The 19617-nt window shown below is 60.1% G+C and carries 20 protein-coding genes; 14 read left to right on the top strand and 6 right to left on the bottom strand.

Translation table 11 applies throughout. The features are described from left to right. Positions 1-10: 10 nt before the first annotated feature. On the bottom strand, positions 11-898 hold the full coding sequence (gluQRS, locus tag BHC62_RS04810) for a tRNA glutamyl-Q(34) synthetase GluQRS (protein ID WP_029298942.1): 888 nt from the start codon (positions 896-898) through the stop codon (positions 11-13). A gap of 84 nt (positions 899-982) precedes the next feature. Continuing rightward, a complete protein-coding gene (dksA, locus tag BHC62_RS04805) occupies positions 983-1417 on the bottom strand; it encodes an RNA polymerase-binding protein DksA (RefSeq protein ID WP_029298940.1) in 435 nt (144 codons plus the stop codon). Positions 1418-1736: 319 nt separating this feature from the next. Between dksA and BHC62_RS04800 the strand changes: the two genes are divergently transcribed. After that, on the top strand, positions 1737-2909 hold the full coding sequence (locus BHC62_RS04800) for a pyridoxal phosphate-dependent aminotransferase (RefSeq protein ID WP_029298938.1): 1173 nt from the start codon (positions 1737-1739) through the stop codon (positions 2907-2909). Beyond that, positions 2909-3622, top strand: coding sequence for a DNA/RNA nuclease SfsA (gene sfsA, locus BHC62_RS04795; protein WP_029298936.1), 714 nt, complete (start codon positions 2909-2911; stop codon positions 3620-3622). Before BHC62_RS04800 ends, sfsA begins: the two co-directional genes overlap by 1 nt. Here the strand turns inward: sfsA and BHC62_RS04790 are convergent. After that, entirely contained in the window at positions 3619-3936 is a 318-nt protein-coding gene (locus BHC62_RS04790; protein WP_029298934.1) for a Rieske (2Fe-2S) protein, read from the bottom strand. The two genes, sfsA and BHC62_RS04790, sit on opposite strands and share 4 nt — an antisense overlap. Positions 3937-4120: 184 nt before the next feature. Here BHC62_RS04790 and BHC62_RS04785 point away from each other — a divergent pair, with 184 nt between their 5' ends. Genes BHC62_RS04785 through BHC62_RS04775 form a run of 3 tightly spaced genes read left to right on the top strand, consistent with a single transcriptional unit; the run spans position 4121 to position 6800 of the window. Beyond that, the gene (locus BHC62_RS04785) at positions 4121-4999 is read left to right on the top strand and encodes a hemin ABC transporter substrate-binding protein (protein ID WP_070994368.1); all 879 of its coding nucleotides are present in this window, start codon (positions 4121-4123) and stop codon (positions 4997-4999) included. After that, entirely contained in the window at positions 4996-6033 is a 1038-nt protein-coding gene (locus BHC62_RS04780; RefSeq protein ID WP_032862939.1) for an iron ABC transporter permease, read from the top strand. The genes BHC62_RS04785 and BHC62_RS04780 overlap by 4 nt, the downstream gene beginning before the upstream one ends. Further along, entirely contained in the window at positions 6033-6800 is a 768-nt protein-coding gene (locus tag BHC62_RS04775; RefSeq protein ID WP_029298928.1) for a heme ABC transporter ATP-binding protein, read from the top strand. The genes BHC62_RS04780 and BHC62_RS04775 overlap by 1 nt, the downstream gene beginning before the upstream one ends. A gap of 294 nt (positions 6801-7094) precedes the next feature. Here the strand turns inward: BHC62_RS04775 and BHC62_RS04770 are convergent, their stop codons facing one another. The 3 genes from BHC62_RS04770 to BHC62_RS04760 form a co-directional block, all read right to left on the bottom strand. Beyond that, the gene (locus tag BHC62_RS04770) at positions 7095-7367 is read right to left on the bottom strand and encodes a TfoX/Sxy family protein (protein ID WP_029298926.1); all 273 of its coding nucleotides are present in this window, start codon (positions 7365-7367) and stop codon (positions 7095-7097) included. 201 nt (positions 7368-7568) lie between these two features. Then, positions 7569-7913 carry a pentapeptide repeat-containing protein gene (locus tag BHC62_RS04765; RefSeq protein WP_070994367.1) on the bottom strand — a complete coding sequence of 115 codons (345 nt, stop codon included), beginning with the start codon at positions 7911-7913 and terminating at the stop codon, positions 7569-7571. A 91-nt stretch (positions 7914-8004) separates the two neighbouring features. After that, positions 8005-9561 carry a bifunctional aminoglycoside phosphotransferase/ATP-binding protein gene (locus tag BHC62_RS04760; protein WP_029298922.1) on the bottom strand — a complete coding sequence of 519 codons (1557 nt, stop codon included), beginning with the start codon at positions 9559-9561 and terminating at the stop codon, positions 8005-8007. 117 nt (positions 9562-9678) lie between these two features. Here BHC62_RS04760 and mrcB point away from each other — a divergent pair, with 117 nt between their 5' ends. From mrcB to msrQ, 9 genes are all read left to right on the top strand, one after another. Next, positions 9679-12003 carry a penicillin-binding protein 1B gene (gene mrcB, locus BHC62_RS04755; RefSeq protein WP_029298920.1) on the top strand — a complete coding sequence of 775 codons (2325 nt, stop codon included), beginning with the start codon at positions 9679-9681 and terminating at the stop codon, positions 12001-12003. Between the two features lie 16 nt (positions 12004-12019). Further along, positions 12020-12751 carry a tetratricopeptide repeat protein gene (locus BHC62_RS04750; protein WP_029298918.1) on the top strand — a complete coding sequence of 244 codons (732 nt, stop codon included), beginning with the start codon at positions 12020-12022 and terminating at the stop codon, positions 12749-12751. Then, positions 12751-13080: a YqcC family protein gene (locus BHC62_RS04745; RefSeq protein WP_029298916.1), complete on the top strand. Its 330-nt coding sequence runs from the start codon at positions 12751-12753 to the stop codon at positions 13078-13080. Before BHC62_RS04750 ends, BHC62_RS04745 begins: the two co-directional genes overlap by 1 nt. 431 nt (positions 13081-13511) lie before the next feature. Next, positions 13512-15236 carry an acetolactate synthase 3 large subunit gene (locus tag BHC62_RS04740; protein ID WP_029298914.1) on the top strand — a complete coding sequence of 575 codons (1725 nt, stop codon included), beginning with the start codon at positions 13512-13514 and terminating at the stop codon, positions 15234-15236. A gap of 2 nt (positions 15237-15238) precedes the next feature. Further along, positions 15239-15730 (top strand): acetolactate synthase small subunit, encoded by a 492-nt coding sequence (ilvN, locus tag BHC62_RS04735; RefSeq protein ID WP_003176102.1) that lies wholly within the window; start codon positions 15239-15241, stop codon positions 15728-15730. A gap of 47 nt (positions 15731-15777) precedes the next feature. After that, positions 15778-16794 (top strand): ketol-acid reductoisomerase, encoded by a 1017-nt coding sequence (ilvC, locus tag BHC62_RS04730; RefSeq protein WP_007948647.1) that lies wholly within the window; start codon positions 15778-15780, stop codon positions 16792-16794. Between the two features lie 143 nt (positions 16795-16937). After that, the gene (gene pssA / locus BHC62_RS04725) at positions 16938-17795 is read left to right on the top strand and encodes a CDP-diacylglycerol--serine O-phosphatidyltransferase (RefSeq protein WP_070994366.1); all 858 of its coding nucleotides are present in this window, start codon (positions 16938-16940) and stop codon (positions 17793-17795) included. A gap of 63 nt (positions 17796-17858) precedes the next feature. Next, positions 17859-18872 carry a protein-methionine-sulfoxide reductase catalytic subunit MsrP gene (gene msrP, locus BHC62_RS04720; protein ID WP_070994365.1) on the top strand — a complete coding sequence of 338 codons (1014 nt, stop codon included), beginning with the start codon at positions 17859-17861 and terminating at the stop codon, positions 18870-18872. After that, positions 18872-19492: a protein-methionine-sulfoxide reductase heme-binding subunit MsrQ gene (msrQ, locus tag BHC62_RS04715; protein WP_070994364.1), complete on the top strand. Its 621-nt coding sequence runs from the start codon at positions 18872-18874 to the stop codon at positions 19490-19492. The genes msrP and msrQ overlap by 1 nt, the downstream gene beginning before the upstream one ends. Positions 19493-19617 lie beyond the last annotated feature (125 nt).

The following is a 19617-nucleotide window of genomic DNA, read 5'->3' as shown; positions in this document are numbered from 1 at the left end:
GCAAGCGCCTTCAGTGTAATTGCGCCTCGGCCAATGTGAGTGTGCGCGGGATCCGGGTGGCATCCCAGTGCGCAATGCCCCAATCCAGCAATTCTCGTGGGCTGGCATGGTGCAGTTCATCCCCCGGTTGTTGGCCGAGCGCGCGCAACGCCCTCAGTAGCAACGGCGTGGCCTGGTCGGGCGTCAACGGCGGGGAGCGGTAGGATTTGCCCAGCTTGTTACCGTCCGGCTGGGTGATCAGGGGCACATGCAGGTAGCGCGGCTGGCGCAGGCCCAGCAGCTCCTGCAGGTACAACTGGCGCGGTGTGGAGTCCAGCAGGTCGGCGCCGCGCACGATATCGGTGACGCCTTGCCAGGCATCGTCGAGCACCACGGCCAGTTGATAGGCGTACAGGCCGTCGCGGCGGCGGATGATGAAATCGCCGACATCGCGCCCCAGGTGTTGTCGGAACTGGCCTTGAACACGGTCGGTGAAGTGGTATTCCAGCTCGGGAACACGTAGACGAATGGCGGCATCCTGCTGGTCGTGACCGGCATTGCGGCACAGGCCGGGGTAAATGCCGTTATACGCTTCCAGTTGCTTGCGTGAGCAGGTGCAGGCGTAGGCCAGGCCATGGTTGAACATATCGTTCAGTACTTTGGCGTAGGCGTCATGCCGCTCGCTTTGGCGGACCAGTTCGCCGTCCCATTCAAAACCGTAGCTTTCCAGGGCATGCAGGATCGCCGCCTGGGCGCCGGGTTCTTCACGGGGTGGGTCGAGGTCTTCCATGCGCATCAGCCAGCGGCCGTGATTGGCGCGGGCGTCGAGGTAGGAGGCGAGGGCTGCAACCAGGGAGCCAAAGTGCAAATGGCCGCTGGGCGTGGGGGCGAAGCGCCCGATATAAGGAGAGGCTGTCATGGCCTGGATATTACTGGAAAACCGCCAAACTCCAGAAACAAAAATGGGGCGCTTGCACGCCCCATTCGTTCAGCCCGGCAGGGATTACTTGCCGACCTGTTTTTCCTTGATTTCGGCCAAGGTCTTGCAGTCTACGCACATGTCAGCAGTAGGACGGGCTTCCAGGCGACGAATGCCGATCTCGACGCCGCAGGATTCGCACCAGCCGTACTCTTCGTCTTCGATCAGTTGCAGCGTCTTGTCGATCTTCTTGATCAGCTTGCGCTCGCGATCACGGGCGCGCAGTTCAAGGCTGAACTCTTCTTCCTGGCTGGCACGGTCGGCCGGGTCAGGGAAGTTGGCTGCTTCGTCCTTCATATGGTCAACCGTACGGTCGACCTCCTGCATCAAGTCCTGCTTCCATTTCTGCAGGATCTTGGTGAAGTGCTTGCGCATGGGCTCGCCCATGTACTCCTCGCCCTTCGTCTCGATGTAGGGTTCGAAGCCGCTGATGCTCTGTTGCTTTGCTTGGGTGGACATGAATAGACCGCCTCTCACTCTTCTAATCCATTGCGCAGGATTGCAACATCACCGACACCTGCCGGCCCTGCGGCTGCAAGCGGGCGAACTTACCAGATAGATTCGGGGTGCGCCACTCCCGGTTGTCTGGGCCCGTCACGCGGGGGTTGCAAACTGTTGCGACCCGCCATGGAAGGGCATCCACCGTCTCGAATGATGATTTTAGTCTTTTTGCAGGCGCTTGCCCGGCTCATCATCCCGGTCGGGCAGGCAATAGAACATGTTTTACCTCACGGGTTCGGTAGAATCCCGATTTTGTCCTCATTGTTAAGGAAAGCTAATGGCTCAGCCCTACAGTGCTCGCAGTCGTGCTATCGAACCGTTTCATGTCATGGCGTTGCTGGCGCGGGCCAATGAGTTGCAAGCTGCGGGCCATGATGTGATTCACCTGGAAATCGGCGAGCCGGACTTCACCACCGCCGAGCCGATCATCCAGGCCGGCCAGGCCGCGCTGGCCAATGGCAAGACCCGCTACACCGCCGCCCGTGGCCTGCCGGAGTTGCGCGAGGCCATCAGTGGTTTCTACCAGCAGCGCTACGGCTTGAATATCGACCCCGAGCGCATCCTGATCACCCCGGGCGGCTCCGGGGCCTTGCTCCTGGCCAGCAGCCTATTGGTGGATCCCGGCAAGCATTGGCTGCTGGCTGATCCCGGCTACCCCTGCAACCGGCACTTCCTGCGCCTGGTGGAAGGCGCGGCGCAATTGGTGCCGGTCGGTCCCGAGGTGCGCTACCAACTGACCGCCGACCTGGTGGAGCGCTATTGGGACCAGGACAGTGTGGGGGCCTTGGTCGCCTCGCCGGCCAACCCGACCGGAACCATCCTGACCCGCGATGAGCTGGCCGGCCTGTCCAGTGCGATCAAAGCGCGCAATGGCCATCTGGTGGTGGATGAGATCTATCATGGCCTGACCTATGGCACTGATGCGGCCAGCGTGCTGGAAGTGGATGACGAGGCGTTTGTCCTAAACAGTTTTTCAAAGTATTTCGGCATGACCGGTTGGCGCCTGGGTTGGCTGGTGGCACCGCCCGCAGCCGTGGGCGAACTGGAGAAGCTGGCGCAGAACCTGTACATCAGTGCACCCAGCATGGCCCAGCATGCGGCATTGGCCTGTTTTACCCCGCAAACCCTGGCGATTCTCGAAGAGCGCCGGGCCGAGTTCGGGCGCCGGCGTGACTTTTTGTTGCCGGCCTTGCGTGAGCTGGGTTTCGGTATTGCGGTCGAGCCCGAGGGCGCGTTTTACCTGTATGCCGATATCAGCGCCTTTGGCGGTGATGCTTTCGCATTTTGCCGGCACTTTCTTGAAACCGAGCATGTGGCATTCACGCCGGGGTTGGATTTCGGTCGCTTCCAGGCGGGTCATCATGTGCGTTTTGCCTACACGCAAAACCTCGACCGTCTCCAGGAAGCCGTGGAGCGGATTGCCCGTGGCTTGCGGAGTTGGCAAGGCTGATGCTTTTTAATCCTCCTCTCGAAGAAGGCCGGCTGATTCGCCGTTACAAGCGTTTTCTGGCCGATATCGAAACCGCTACTGGCGAACTGCTTACCATCCACTGCCCGAACACCGGCTCGATGTTCAACTGCATGGTTGAGGGCGGCCCGGTCTGGTTCAGTCGCTCCAACGATCCCAAGCGCAAACTGCCGGGCACTTGGGAGATTGCGCAAACCCCTCAGGGCCGCCTGGCGTGCGTCAACACCGCGCGGGCCAACCCGTTGGTTGAAGAAGCGCTGAATGCCGGGGTGATCACGGAGCTCAACGGCTTTACCGCGTTAAAGCGTGAAGTGCCCTACGGCCAGGAGAAGAGCCGTATCGACTTTCGCCTGGACTACCCTGGCGGCGCAGCCTATGTCGAAGTCAAAAGTGTCACCCTGGGCTTTGACGGCACGTCTATCGCGGCGTTTCCCGATGCGGTGACTCAGCGTGGCGCCAAGCACTTGCGGGAGTTGGCGCACCTGGCCCGAAGCGGTGTACGAGCCGTGCAGTTGTATTGCGTGAATCTGTCCGGCATCGATGGCGTAAGGCCCGCTGTGGAAATAGATGCGGGGTACGCCGTTGCGCTGCGCGAGGCCAAGGCTGCCGGGGTGGAAGTCCTGGCTTACGGCGTGCAGGTGAGTGCCCAGCAAATCTGCATCGATCGCCCATTGTTGGTGTTGCTCAACGATTAGAGTTGCACCCATAACCCCTGTGCGTCTTCGCGGCCGGGCAGGGGCGTCAGGCTCTGGCCCGCGCAGGGGCCGGCGACGCATTCGCCGTTTTCGATCAGAAACAACGCGCCATGGGTGGCACATTGGATCATGCTCGCGCTGGGGTCGAGAAAACGGTCAGGTTGCCACTCCAGCGGTACGCCGCGATGAGGGCAACGGTTGATATAGAAATACACGCGGCCTTCGCGGCGTACGGCAAACAGCTTGCGGCCATCGAGATCGAAGCCGCGACTGCTGCCAGGGGCCAGTTCGTGGGAGGGGCACAGAAACTTCATAAGTGTTCTCAGGTGGCGCGGCTCAAGGGCTGTAGAGTGATCCGGGGTTTGCGGGCGAGCCCGGTGCTTGACGTGCAAATGCAAACAATTATCAAATGCCGGCTTCGCCCGTTGGCTGACTGCGTGCTCAGTACGATGCCAGGCGGTCATATGACTGACCCCACCCTTGGAAGGAAACCCTTTTATGCGCCTGAGTACCAGCGCTATTGCGCTTGTTGTTGGACTGCTGGTCAACCACGTGGCGCAAGCCGCTGAGCTGCCTCAACGCTGGGTCAGCGCCGGCGGTGCGTTGTCGGAGTGGGTGGCGGCCCTTGGCGGGGAGTCGAAGCTGGTGGGTGTCGATACTACCAGCCAGCATCCGCAGTCGCTCAAGGCGCTGCCGAGTATCGGTTACCAGCGCCAGCTCTCCGCCGAAGGGATCCTGAGCCTGCGCCCGCAGATCCTGGTGGGCACCGAGGAAATGGGGCCACCACCGGTGCTGGCGCAGATTCGTAACGCGGGGGTGCAAGTGGAACTGTTCTCTGCGCAACCGGACCTGCCGACCCTGCAAGGCAACCTGCAACACCTGGGCAAGTTGTTGGGTGCCGAAGACAAGGCCGCGGCACTGTTCAGTACTTATCAACAGCAACTGAACCTGCAAAAAACGGCCGTGACCCAGGCGCAAGCCCGGCAAAAGGCCCCCGGCGTGCTGCTGGTGCTCGGGCATGCTGGTGGCAAGCCGCTGATCGCTGGCACGGACACGGCCGCCGATTGGGTGTTGCAACAAGCGGGTGGGCGCAACCTGGCGACGCACAGCGGCTATAAGCCGTTTTCGGTTGAGTCGCTGGCGGGGTTGAGCCCAGAAGTTCTGGTGTTCTCCGACCGCGCCCTGAGTGGCGAGGCAGCCCGCGCGGCCTTGTTCAAAGATAACCCGATTCTGGCGAAAACCTCGGCGGCCCAGTCAGGCCGGGTGTTTGAGTTGGACCCCACGCTGCTGGTCGGTGGCCTGGGCCCGCGATTGCCGGCTAGCCTGCAAGCTTTGTCCGCCGGGTTCTACCCCGCTAAAGCCCAAGCCGCCCCATGACCACTCTGGTTAAACCGCGTGCGCTGTTTATCGGCTTGAGCCTGTTGTGTGTATTGGCGATCTGGCTGTCCCTGGCCCTGGGGCCGGTCAGCCTGCCGTTGCTCGACACATTGCGCGCCGCCCTGCGCTTGCTGGGCGTGCCCATCGAGGCCCAGGGCCTGGAGCAGGCTGAACTGATTCTTGGCCAGATCCGCCTGCCGCGCACGTTGCTGGGGCTGGCGGTTGGCGGGGTGCTGGCGCTGTCGGGGGTGGCCATGCAGGGGTTGTTCCGTAACCCGTTGGCCGACCCGGGGCTGGTCGGGGTGTCCAGTGGGGCTGCGCTGGGGGCCGCGGTGGCCATCGTCGGCGGCGCGGCTTTCGGTGGCCTGCCGGACGCGGTGGGGCCGTATCTGCTGTCGCTGTGTGCATTTCTTGGTGGTTTGGGTGTGACTGCACTGGTGTATCGCCTGGGGCGTCGCGACGGCCAGACCAATGTTGCAACCATGCTCTTGGCCGGCATCGCCTTGACCGCCCTGGCGGCTTCGGCGGTGGGCCTGTTCACCTACCTGGCGGATGACGCCACTTTGCGCACCCTGACGTTCTGGAACCTGGGCAGCCTCAATGGCGCCAGCTACTCGCGGTTGTGGCCGTTGCTGCTGGTAAGTGCGGGCGTGGCGCTATGGCTGCCGCGCCGGGCCAAGGCGCTCAATGCCTTGCTCCTGGGCGAATCGGAGGCCAGCCATCTGGGGATCAATGTCGAGGGGCTCAAGCGCGAACTGGTGTTTTGCACGGCCCTTGGGGTGGGCGCAGCGGTCGCTGCTGCAGGGCTGATCGGTTTTGTCGGGCTGGTGGTGCCGCACCTGGTGCGGCTATTGGCGGGGCCGGATCATCGCGTGCTCCTGCCGGCCTCGGTACTGGCGGGTGCGAGTCTGTTGCTGTTCGCCGATCTGGTGGCCCGCCTGGCGCTGGCACCGGCTGAGTTGCCCATCGGCATTGTTACCGCCTTTATCGGTGCTCCGTTTTTTCTCTACCTGCTGTTGCGAGGACGCGCCTGATGCTGCGAGTGGAAAACCTGCAGATCCGCCGCGGTCGCAAAACCGTACTGGCCGATGTGACCCTTGACCTTCGGCCGGGTGAAGTATTGGGTGTGTTGGGCCCCAATGGAGCGGGTAAAAGTACCTTGCTGGGCGCGTTGTGCGCGCAATTGCATCCGGATGAAGGGCGAGTCTGGCTGGACGAACGCGAGCTCAAGGATTGGCAGGGCGCGCAACGGGCACAGCGGCTGGCGGTGCTGCCCCAGGTGTCGACCCTGGATTTTGCATTTCGCGTCGAGGAAGTGGTGGGCATGGGGCGCTTGCCCCACCAAAGCGGGCGGGTACGCGACGATGAAATCATCGAAGCGGCCTTACGCGCTGCCGATGTAGGCCATTTGAGTGGGCGTAGCTACCTGGCCCTGTCCGGCGGTGAGCGCCAGCGCGTGCACCTGGCGCGGGTGCTGGCGCAATTATGGCCGGGCGAGGCGGGGCAGACGTTATTGCTCGATGAGCCGACCTCGATGCTTGACCCCTTGCACCAGCACACCACCTTGCAGGCCATCCGCAGCTTCGCCGACCGTGGTGCCGCCGTGCTGGTGATCCTCCACGACTTGAACCTGGCGGCGCGCTACTGCGACCGCATCCTGCTGCTGGAGAATGGCCGCCCCCATGCCCTGGATACGCCGACGCAAGTGTTGCGTCCTGAGTTGCTCAAGGCAGTGTTTGGCCTGGATGTGCTAGTGCAGCCCCATCCTGAACTAGGCCATCCACTGATCATCGCCCGCTAAAAACGGTAGGAGCCGGCTTGCCAGCTCCCCCAAGGAATGCACTCATGTGCCTGGGCCATAAAACGCAGGCAAAAAAAGACCCGGCAAGAGCCGGGTCAAATAACCGTGATTAGCCTGATGAGGAGATAATCTGAGAGTCCGAACCAATGGTCTTTCAGTTATCGGCTGATCTCGCGACCAGTTGTGATAATCATAACGATTCTCATTTGAGAGTCAACATTTGTTTTTGCACCCTGGAAGGTTTTCCTCAAACGCTTGTTTGGAATCCCCGCAAACACTGGGCTTTGGCTCTTCTCAGTTCTTATTGCGTGCCGACAACGCTTCCAATTGGCGATTCAAGGCTTCCTTGCGCTCGGTAGGAATATCGTTCCAATGCACGTCCATCAATGCGCCCTCGATGGCATACAGCAGGACCTTTGAAGCCCGGAAGCCGCGGGTACGTACCGCCCGGTAGGCGTCTACCGCGCCCAGGCGACGCAGGTCCGAAGCGCTATGAATGCCCACCGCATGCAGCCATTGCGCCGAGGTCTTGCCAAGGTTTTTCAGGTGTTGCAGCTCATCATTCATCAAGCCTCCTTGCGACGGCCGAATGGTTCGGTGGGTATCGTGACCAGGCAAGCCTGAAAGGAGTGTAGCGCTCAGTAGGAAAAGCGTAGTTGTTTGCTCAGAAACGACGTAAACGCTTCTAAGGCTGACGCTGGAATTTTGACGGTGGCAGGTGCTGGCCCCCAGCCCGCATTGCGAGCAGCTGGGTATCAAGGTGTATGGTCAGCGGGTGCGGTAACGCAGGCGAGTGCCGAAATTGACCGACATGAGGATCTCGTCAGCGCTCAGTTCTGGGGGGAAGTAAGTGCCCGAGATCTGCGCATGGGCCAAGCTCGCGCCTTCCAGCGCGCAGTCGCGCAAGTCCAGGCCACGTAGGTCGGCAGAACGGAAATAGGCGTCGGTAAAATCCACGCCCTCGGCGTCCAGGTGACGCAGGTCGAGCCCACGGAAGTCGCCGCCGCGCATATCTATGACGCCATCCTTGGGGCGCTCCTGATTGAAGCCACGGATGTCATCTTTATGCAGCAGCGCGTAGAGCGGGGTATCAAGCAGCTTCGGCTGGCCCATGGCGGCATCTCCTGTTGGACTTATAATGCCATTATAGTGCCACTATTTCCGGCCGTGAGCTGTTAACGGCATCACGGCCAGGAAATATTTCTTACAACCCTGGCAGGTGCTGGCGAACATGGGCAACCAGCGCGTCCAGCGTCCCGCTCTCATTGGTTTCGACCCGCTTGCTCAGCAGCAGCTCTTCGGCGCCCAGGGCATCACGGCTGGCTTGCTGCTGTTCAATGACCGCCAGGGTGGCGTCGGACGGATCGTTTTTATCTGCCTGACGTTTTGCCAGCCAGCTAGCGATAACCGCTTGCGGTGCATTGCAATCCAGGATCAGGAATGGCGCGCCGGTGGCTTCTGCGACTTTGGCGGCAGCGTCTCGTTGCTCGCGTTTGAGGTAGGTTGCGTCCAGGACCACCGGGAAGCCTGCGCGCAGCACGGTTTCGGCGAGGGTATTCAGGCGGGCGTAGGTCGCGGCACTGGCGTCCGAGGCATAGATCCCGGCTTGCGGGGTGTTCTCCACCTGCTGCTCGCCGAACAGGCGTTTACGCTCGACATCCGAGCGCAGGCGAATGGCGCCCAGCGCGTCCACCAGGCGCATCGCCACATGGCTCTTGCCGGTCGCCGACACGCCATGGGTAATTGCCAGGAAGCGCGAGGGGATGGTGCTGTAGCTTTCGGCCAGGTTGGCGTAGTTGCGGTATTGACGCAGGGTGGTTGCACGTTCGACCGGAGTTGCCTCGGACGGCATGCTGAACAGCGCGACCTTGGCGCGGACCAGCGCGCGGTAGGCTTTGTAGAAGTTCAGCAGCTCCAGGCTCTGGTAGTCGCCGGTCAGCTCCAGGTATTGGCTGATAAAACGCCGGGCCAGGGACTTGAGACCACGGTCTTCCAGATCCATGGCCAGGAAGCCGGTGTCGGCGCATACGTCGGTAAAGCGGAACGGTTCGTTGAACTCGATGCAATCGAAGATCACCACGTGCCCGTCGATCATGGTCGCGTTGCCCAGGTGGATATCACCGTGGCACTCGCGGATAAAACCATTGAGCTTGCGCTGCTCCAGCAGGGGCTTGAGGCGTTCAAAGCTGCTCTCGGCCCAGGCTTGCAGTGCTTCCAGTTGGGCCAGGTCGGCCTTGTCGCTGAGGAACGGAAGAATCTGCTCGAAGTTTTGCCGCACCGGCGCCATCACTTCGTTCGGGGTGCCGGCCGGATGTGCCTCGGGAACCTTGGGCGCGTTCAGGTGAAATTGCGCAATCTGGCTAGCCATCTCATCAATGTGGCCACTGGTCAGCTCGCCGTTGGCCTGCAAGGTACTCAGCAGTTGGCTTTGCGGGAACTGGCGCATTTTCAGCACATGTTCGATGGCGGGGCCTTCGCCGCCCAGTTGCGGTGCTTCAACGCTGCCGGTGATCGGCAACACTTCAAGATACAAATCTTGCGTCAGGCGTTGGTTCAGGCGCAGCTCTTCGTTGCAGAAGTGGGCGCGGGCATCCAGTTGGGTGAAGTCGAGGAAGCCGAAGTTCACCGGCTTCTTGATTTTATAGGCAAAGGGACCGGTGAGCAGGACCCAGGAAATATGGGTTTCGATGACTTGAAACGTTTCGACCGGATGAGGAAACAGGGCCGGGTTTTGCAGGGCGGCAATCAGGGGCTGGCTCACGGGCGATCCTTCGGAGTCTGGGAAAATAATGGAGCGCATTATGGCCGCTCAAGCCGGTCATGCAAACCGCCGTCCGGTTCATGTTGATCATCAATAAAGTGCGTATAATCCGCCGCCATGACTCGTACTCGATCTCCCCGTTCCCGTAAAAAACCTCCTTCCCGCAGCCTGCGCCCCTGGTTGGGCTGGGCGCTCAAGCTCGGCCTGGTGGGCCTGGTGGTGATCGCCGGCATCGCGGTCTACCTCGATGCGGTGGTGCAGGAGAAGTTCTCTGGCAAACGCTGGACCATCCCGGCGAAGGTCTACGCTCGCCCGCTGGAACTGTTTACCGGCCAGAAGCTGAGCAAGGCCGACTTCCTCACCGAACTCGATGCGTTGGGCTACCGGCGCGAAGCCGTGGCCAATGGTCCGGGGGCGGCGGCGGTCAGCGGCAATACCGTGGATCTGAACACCCGCGGCTTCCAGTTCTACGAGGGCCTCGAAAAGGCGCAGCCGGTGCGCGTGCGCTTCTCCGGGGACTACGTGGCTGAGCTTTCTGCACTCAATGGCGGCAAGCTGCCGGTGGTGCGCCTTGAGCCATTGTTGATCGGCGGGATTTACCCGAAGAACCTTGAAGATCGCATCCTGATCAAGATCGATCAGGTGCCGCCGTATCTGCTGGAAACCCTGGTTGCGGTCGAAGACCGGGATTTCTATAGCCACTGGGGCGTATCGCCCAAGTCCATCGCCCGCGCCATCTGGGTCAACACCTCGGGTGGGCGGATGACCCAGGGCGGCAGTACCCTGACGCAACAATTGGTCAAGAACTTCTACCTGACCAGCGAACGCAGCCTGACCCGTAAACTCACCGAAGCCATGATGGCGATGCTGCTGGAGTTGCATTACAGCAAGCAGGAGATTCTGGAGGCCTACCTCAACGAGGTGTTCGTCGGCCAGGATGGTCAGCGCGCGGTGCACGGTTTCGGCCTGGCCAGCCAGTTCTTCTTCGGCCAGCCATTGTCCGAGCTCAAGCTGCACCAGGTGGCGCTGCTGGTGGGCATGGTCAAGGGACCGTCCTATTACAACCCGCGCCGCAACCCGGAACGGGCCCTGGAGCGCCGCAACCTGGTGCTTGATGTGCTGGAGCAGCAGGGCGTTGCGACCGCTGAACAGGTTGCTGCTGCGAAGAAGATGCCCCTGGGTGTCACCACCCGTGGCAAGTTGGCCGACAGCTCCTTCCCCGGCTTTATCGACCTGGTCAAACGCCAGTTGCGCGAAGACTATCGCGACGAAGACTTGACCGAAGAAGGCCTGCGGATCTTTACCAGTTTCGACCCGATTCTGCAGATGAAGGCCGAAGCCTCGGTCAGCGATACCTTCAAGCGCCTGGCCGGGCGTAAAGGCTCGGACGAAGTCGAAGCCGCCATGGTGGTGACCAATCCGGAAACCGGTGAGGTCCAGGCCATGATCGGCAGCCGCCAGGCCAGCTTCGCCGGTTTCAATCGGGCGCTGGATGCCGTGCGGCCGATTGGCTCGCTGATCAAGCCGGCGGTGTACCTCACCGCGCTGGAAAAACCGAGCAAATACACCCTGACCAGTTGGCTATCCGACGAAGCGTTTTCGGTCAAGGGCGCCGACGGCCAGGTGTGGAAGCCGCAGAACTATGATCGTCGCTCCCACGGCACCGTATTCCTGTACCAGGGGCTGGCGCATTCCTACAACCTGTCCACGGCGCGGCTTGGCCTGGAACTGGGTGTGCCGAATGTGCTCAAGACGCTGGCGCGGCTGGGCGTCAGCCGCGAGTTCCCGGCGTTCCCGTCGATGTTGCTGGGCGCGGGGGGCTTGAGCCCGATGGAAGTGGCAACCATGTACCAGACCCTCGCCAACGGTGGTTTCAATACGCCGATGCGCGGGATCCGTAGTGTGCTCACGGCGGAAGGCGAACCGCTCAAGCGCTACCCGTTCCAGATCGAGCAGCGCTTTGATCCGGCCTCCATCTACCTGATCCAGAACGCCATGCAGCGCGTCATGCGCGAAGGTACCGGGCGGTCGGTGTATAGCTCACTGCCGGGCAACCTGACGCTGGCTGGCAAAACCGGTACCAGTAACGATTCCCGTGACAGTTGGTTCGCCGGTTTCAGCCAGGACCTGCTTGCGGTGGTATGGCTGGGGCGCGATGACAACGGCAAGACACCCTTTACCGGCGCGACCGGCGCGTTGCAGGTCTGGACCAGCTTTATGCGCAAGGCCGACCCGCTGCCACTGAACATGCCACAACCTGACAATATCGTTCAGGCCTGGATCGACCCCCATACCGGCCAGGGCTCCGATGCCAACTGTCCGGGCGCGGTGCAGATGCCGTATATTCGCGGCAGCGAACCGCCAGCCGGCGCTCCGTGTGGCACAGGTGTGCCCACAGACGCGGATTCGGTGATGGATTGGGTCAAGGGCTGGATGAATTAAGCAAAGAGGATTTCAAGTGAACAAGTGGTTGATTCCGGCTATTACAACGTTAGCTTTGCTCAGTGGTTGCTCCAGCGTGCAGCGCGGCTCCATCCCTGTGGTGGATTCCGGCACGGCTGTGTCCAACAATGATCGGATTTCGGCCAATGGCGGCTTTCGCCAGACCGTGACCACCCGTCCCAACCCTGCCACGACCCAGGCCGTGCCGCAGGATTCTGGCGTGGTAGTGATGGTCCCTGGCGGAGGCGCCACCACGTCAGCGCCGATCAGCTCCGCGCCTTGGACGCCGGGCCCGATTACACCTGGGCCGTCGAATTCCGCGCCGATTGATACGGCGCCGATCAACCAGGGTTCCTACAACATGCCGTCGACACCGAGCGGGATTCCTTCGGCCAATGCTGGCGGCTTGTCTGCCGACGAGCAGTTGGACGGCCCGGTCCTGGCCTTGCTCACCACCGCGCAGCAACAGCAGGCCGGTGGCGACTTGAACGGCGCATCGTCCAGCCTCGAGCGCGCCCAGCGTGTTGCACCACGTGAGCCGCAGGTGCTCTACCGTCTGGCGCAAGTGCGCATGGCCCAGGGTGACGCGCCACAAGCTGAACAGTTCGCCCGTCGTGGCTTGACCATGGCCAACGGTCGTCCTGATCTGCAGGCCAGCCTGTGGGCCTTGATTGGTGATGCACGTGCCGCGCAAGGTGATGCTGCCGGCGCCGCCCAGGCCCGGCAAAAAGCCAAGGTCAGCCTCTGATGGATTCGCGTTTTCCGGCGATTGCCGAACAGTTGTTGTTGATTGAGCGTGAACTGCGTGTGCAGGGCTGGTGGGATGATGTGTCTCCCAGTGTCGAGGCGCTGAGCAGCGTCGAGCCGTTTTCTGTCGATACCCTGGATTTTCACCAGTGGTTGCAGTGGATTTTCCTGGCCCGGATGAAACAGATCCTGGAACAGGACTTGCCGCTGCCCAATGCGTCGGGAATCCTGGAGATGGCCGAGATGGTCTACGCCGATCGTCCGCGCGAGAGCCTCGGCTTGCGCAATGCGCTGAAAAAGTTCGACCAACTGATCGTCGACGCTCGTTAATTGCCTGACTGCCGGGTTTTCCGGCAGTCTTGCGCACATTTCTACCGCTTGACGACATTCAGGCGAGTTTTATCCCTCCTCAAACCCCTTTCTTCTTCGTTCTCATGCGCTTACTTGGAAAAAAGCGCAATTATTGCTTGACTTGAAGGGGCTGAAACAGAAGAATCCAAAGTCCGCTGTATCGGGACTGCCAGAAGCAGGCCCGCTCAGCAGATCATGAGGCGCACATCCGCGCCGACCTGTTACACCCGCAACGCGTTACCTCGCGCTGGGTGGGAAAAGCCCGCAACACTTGGGACGATCCCAATACTTGCTCAGTCAGTGCTGACGTAGTCGGCGACCACCGTCGCTCATGCTCTGTTGAGAAGTAAACCTATTAAGACCCGTCGGTTTTCAACGGACGGTATTCTGGCGTTTTAGAGGTGAACAACGTGGAGCTTTTATCTGGTGGTGAGATGCTCGTCCGCTTTTTGCGTGACGAAGGCGTCGACTATATCTACGGGTACCCAGGTGGTGCTCTGCTGCATGTCTACGACGCACTGTTCAAGGAACCTGGTGTTACCCACATCCTGGTTCGCCACGAACAGGCCGCGACCCATATGGCTGACGGTTACGCCCGTGCCACCGGTAAAGCCGGCGTGGTGCTGGTAACGTCCGGCCCAGGCGCAACCAATGCCATTACCGGCATCGCGACTGCTTATATGGACTCCATTCCGATGGTGATCATTTCCGGCCAGGTGCCTAGCACCATGGTTGGTACCGATGCATTCCAGGAAACCGATATGATCGGTATCTCCCGGCCGATCGTGAAACACAGCTTCATGATCAAGCATCCGTCGGAGATCCCGGACGTCATGAAAAAGGCCTTCTACCTCGCACAGTCCGGTCGCCCGGGGCCTGTGGTGGTCGATATCCCGAAAGACATGACCAACCCGGCGGAAAAATTCGAATACGTCTTCCCCAAGAAAGCCAAGCTGCGTTCCTACAGCCCGGCCGTTCGTGGGCACTCGGGGCAGATCCGCAAGGCCGCAGAAATGCTCCTGGCGGCCAAGCGTCCGGTGCTGTACTCGGGTGGTGGCGTGATCCTGGGCGGCGGTTCCGCACCGCTGACCGAACTGGCCAAGATGCTTAACCTGCCAGTGACCAACACCTTGATGGGCCTCGGTGCCTTCCCGGGTTCGGATCGTCAGTTCGTCGGCATGCTCGGCATGCACGGCAGCTACACGGCCAACCTGACCATGCACCATGCCGACGTGATTTTGGCCGTGGGTGCGCGGTTCGATGACCGGGTGATCAACGGCGCGAGCAAGTTCTGCCCTAATGCCAAAATCATCCACATCGACATCGACCCGGCGTCCATCTCCAAGACCATCAAGGCCGACGTGCCGATCGTAGGTCCAGTGGAAAGCGTATTGACCGAAATGGTCGCCGCGCTCAAGGACATTGGCGAGACGCCGAACAAGGAGTCCGTTGCCAGTTGGTGGAAGCAGATCGACGAATGGCGTGGTGACCGCGGCCTGTTCCCTTACGACAAGGGCGACGGCAGCATCATCAAACCACAGACCGTGATCGAAACCCTGTGCGAAGTGACCAAGGGCGACGCCTTTGTGACCTCCGACGTGGGCCAGCATCAGATGTTCGCCGCGCAGTACTACAAGTTCGACAAGCCTAACCGCTGGATCAACTCCGGTGGCCTGGGCACGATGGGCTTTGGTTTCCCTGCGGCCATGGGTGTGAAGCTGAGCTTCCCCGACACCGACGTTGCGTGCGTGACCGGTGAGGGCAGTATCCAGATGAACATCCAGGAGCTGTCGACCTGCCTGCAGTATGGCTTGCCGGTGAAGATCGTCTGCCTGAACAACGGTGTACTGGGCATGGTTCGCCAGTGGCAGGACATGAGCTACAACAGCCGTCACTCCCATTCCTACATGGAATCGCTGCCTGATTTCGTCAAGCTGGTTGAAGCCTATGGCCATGTCGGCATGCGCATCACTGATTTGAAGGATCTGAAGCCGAAGATGGAAGAGGCGTTCGCCATGAAGGATCGCCTGGTGTTCATCGACATCCAGGTCGACACCAGCGAGCACGTCTACCCGATGCAGATCAAAGACGGCTCTATGCGCGACATGTGGCTGAACAAGACGGAGCGAACCTAATCATGCGGCACATTATCTCCCTGCTTCTGGAGAACGAACCCGGCGCTCTGTCTCGTGTGGTCGGCCTGTTTTCGCAACGCAACTACAACATCGAAAGCCTGACCGTGGCTCCGACCGAAGACCCGACCCTGTCGCGCCTGACGTTGACTACCGTGGGTCACGATGAGGTGATCGAGCAGATCACCAAGAACCTCAACAAGCTGATCGAAGTGGTCAAGCTGGTCGATCTGTCGGAAAGTGCCCACATCGAGCGCGAGCTGATGCTGGTCAAGGTCAAGGCCACGGGTGCCCAACGTGCCGAGATCAAACGCACCACCGATATTTATCGCGGGCAGATCGTCGATGTGAGCGCCAGTGTTTATACCGTGCAACTGACCGGTACAAGCGACAAGCTGGACAGCTTCATCCAGTCGATCGGGACGGCCTCGATTCTGGAAACCGTACGCAGTGGTGTCACCGGGATTGCCCGTGGCGACAAAGTACTCAGCATCTAACCCAAATTAGTGAATGGCCTTACGGCCTGGATATATAGAGGAACCTCATGAAAGTTTATTACGAAAAAGATTGTGACCTGTCGATCATCCAGGGCAAAAAAGTCGCCATCATCGGCTACGGCTCCCAGGGCCACGCTCAAGCGTGCAACCTGAAAGACTCCGGCGTTGACGTGACTGTTGGCCTGCGCAAAGGCTCGGCGACCGTTGCCAAGGCCGAGGCTCATGGCCTGAAAGTGACTGACGTTGCTTCTGCTGTTGCTGCTGCCGACCTGGTCATGATCCTGACCCCGGACGAGTTCCAGTCCGCGCTGTACAAGAACGAAATCGAACCGAACATCAAGAAGGGCGCTACCCTGGCCTTTTCCCACGGCTTCGCGATCCACTACAACCAGGTTGTACCGCGCGCTGACCTCGACGTGATCATGATCGCGCCGAAAGCACCGGGCCACACCGTGCGTTCCGAGTTCGTCAAGGGCGGCGGTATCCCTGACCTGATCGCGATCTACCAGGACGCCTCGGGCAACGCCAAGAACGTTGCACTGTCCTACGCTGCTGGCGTTGGTGGTGGTCGTACCGGCATCATCGAAACCACCTTCAAGGACGAGACCGAAACCGACCTGTTCGGCGAGCAGGCTGTTCTGTGCGGTGGTACCGTCGAGCTGGTAAAAGCCGGTTTCGAAACCCTGGTTGAAGCTGGCTACGCGCCGGAAATGGCCTACTTCGAGTGCCTGCACGAACTGAAGCTGATCGTTGACCTCATGTACGAAGGCGGTATCGCCAACATGAACTACTCGATCTCCAACAACGCTGAATACGGCGAGTACGTGACCGGCCCGGAAGTGATCAACGCCGAATCCCGTCAGGCCATGCGCAACGCCCTGAAACGTATTCAGGACGGCGAGTACGCCAAAATGTTCATCAGCGAAGGCGCAACCGGCTACCCTTCGATGACCGCCAAGCGTCGTAACAACGCCGCTCACGGTATCGAAATCATCGGCGAGCAACTGCGCTCCATGATGCCGTGGATCGGTGCCAACAAGATCGTCGACAAAGCCAAGAACTAAGTCGTACGTATCAAGTGAAAACGCGGCCTAGGCCGCGTTTTTTCGTTTGAGGGCTGGTTCTGGTATAAAGCTGCATCGTTTGCGGGCGAACACTCGCCGCAAGTGTCTGTCGAATTTTTTCACACCGTTGCAAGGTAAAGTCCATGAGCGAACGTCCCGAAGAGCCAAGCCAGGCCTCTGACGCCGAAAGCCTGCTACCGATCGATGAGCATGTCGAAGAAGGGCATGACGCGGAAGGCCGCAAGGTCCGGCATCGTGGCATCTATCTTCTGCCCAACCTGTTCACCACGGCGAACCTGTTTGCCGGTTTCTACTCCATCATCAATTCCATGAGTGCCCAGAGCGCATTGGCGGCAGGTGATGCGGCGAGTGCCAGCAAATATTTCGGTTTTGCCGCCATCGCGATCTTCGTGGCCATGGTGCTCGACGGCCTTGATGGGCGCGTGGCGCGGATGACCAATACCCAAAGCGCCTTCGGTGCCGAGTACGACTCGCTGTCGGACATGGTTGCCTTTGGTGTCGCACCTGCGTTGTTGGCGTTTGCCTGGGCGCTGGGGGATATGGGCAAGGTTGGCTGGATGGTTGCCTTCATCTATGTGGCGGGAGCTGCGTTGCGTCTGGCGCGCTTCAATACCCAGGTAGGCACTGCCGACAAGCGCTACTTCATTGGCCTGGCCAGCCCTGCTGCGGCAGGTGTGGTGGCGGGTATTGTCTGGGCGTTCAGTGACTATGGTATCCAGGGGTCGAAGATGTCGTTCCTGGTAGCCTTGATGGTCGCGGCGGCTGGCATGCTGATGGTCAGCAACATCAAGTACAACAGCTTCAAGGAGTTCGACCTGAAGGGGCGGGTGCCTTTCGTGGCAATTCTGGTGGTGGTGCTGGTTTTCGCGGTCGTCTTCAGCGATCCGCCGCGGATTCTGCTGCTGGCGTTCCTGGTATATGCCGCTTCGGGTCCGGTTCAGTACCTGTTGCATCTTCGCCGGGACAAAACATTGCCTTAATGTAATTTCCCCCATACTCCGCAGTCTATTGGTGCATCAGTTCTCCAATGCTGCGGAGTTGCCATGTTAATCAAATTGCCCAAAGCGTCCGACTGCCACGAATCGGATGTCACCCCAGAATCCCTCTATTTCTCCCGTCGCAGTTTGCTCGGTGGCGCGCTTGCCGGTATTGCGGCCAGTAGCCTGCCGCGTTGGGCGAGTGCGGCTGACACTGCGCGTTATGCTGATGTCGAGCCCGGCAAGGCGCCTGGCTGGTTCGCCGAAAAGCTTCCAGGTACGCAATGGCAGGCAGTGACGGTAAAAGACGAAGCCATCACCCCGTTCAAAGATGCGACCCACTACAACAACTTCTATGAGTTCGGTACCGACAAGGGCGACCCTGCCGCAAATGCCGGGTCGCTCAAGACCGAGCCGTGGAGTGTCGTAATTGATGGCGAGGTTGCAAAACCAGGGCGTTACGCCTTGGAAGACTTCATGAAACCGTACCAGTTAGAGGAGCGGATCTATCGTCTGCGCTGTGTCGAGGCTTGGTCGATGGTCATTCCCTGGATGGGGTTCCCCATATCAGCCCTGCTGAAGCAGGTTGAGCCGACCTCCAAGGCCAAGTACATCCGCTTTGAAACCCTCCAAGACCCCAAGAGCATGCCGGGCCAGCGTTCGAGCTTCGGCCTGATCGACTGGCCTTATGTAGAAGGGTTGCGCTTGGATGAAGCGATGAACCCTCTGGCGATCCTGGCAGTGGGCATGTATGGGCGTGAGTTGCCCAACCAGAACGGTGCGCCGCTGCGTTTGGTGGTGCCATGGAAGTATGGTTTCAAGAGTGTGAAGTCTATTGTGCGGATCAGCCTGGTAAGTGAGCAGCCGAAAACTACCTGGCAAAGCATTGCGGCGGATGAGTATGGGTTTTATGCGAATGTGAATCCTACGGTCGACCATCCGCGCTGGACCCAGGCGCGAGAACGACGCCTGCCCAGTGGTTTATTCAGCCCGAATGTGCGCGAGACGCAGATGTTCAACGGTTACTCGGAAGAGGTCGCCTCTCTTTATACGGGTCTTGATCTGCGGAAGAACTATTGATGCGTTACCCAATCTGGCGCGTTGGCGTCTTTATAGCAGCGGCGGTGTGGCCGTTGTATTGGTTGTATGAGGCCTGGAGTTTGGTCTTGGGGCCTGATCCCGGCAAAGTGCTGGTTGATCGCCTGGGGTTGGGGACGCTGATCCTGTTGCTGGTCACCCTGGGGATGACGCCTCTGCAAAAGCTCAGCGGTTGGGCTGGGTGGATCGCTGTGCGCCGACAGCTGGGGTTGTGGTGTTTTGCCTATGTGGTGCTGCACCTCGCGGCTTACTGCGTATTTATCCTGGGGTTGGATTGGTCGCAATTGGGCGTGGAGTTACGCAAGCGGCCCTACATTATTGTGGGGGCGTTGGGTTTCCTGTGTTTGCTGGCGTTGGCGGTGACCTCCAATCGCTACAGCCAGCGTCGGTTGGGTAGCCGTTGGAAGAAGCTGCATCGCTTGGTGTACGTGATTCTGGGGCTTGGTTTATTGCATATGCTTTGGATCGTACGGGCTGATCTGAAGGAGTGGGCTATCTATGCTTCTATAGGCGCGTTGCTCTTGCTCCTGCGGATCCCGCCTGTGATGCGTCGAATCCCCCGTCTTATGGCTAAAAAAGCACCATCTGCAACAAAAGTGTAATTAGTCCTTGACCGCAGAATCAGGAAGTCTATAATTCGCCCCACTTCCGGCGCAGTCGAAACGGAAAACTCCTTGGTAAACAATGAGTTATGCGAGATTCGACAGCAAGTTGCTTCAGTTTATCG

This window comes from Pseudomonas sp. 06C 126 (assembly GCF_001855215.1).
In the GTDB taxonomy this organism is placed as follows: domain Bacteria; phylum Pseudomonadota; class Gammaproteobacteria; order Pseudomonadales; family Pseudomonadaceae; genus Aquipseudomonas; species Aquipseudomonas proteolytica.
This window is presented reverse-complemented; position numbering and strand designations above follow the sequence as displayed.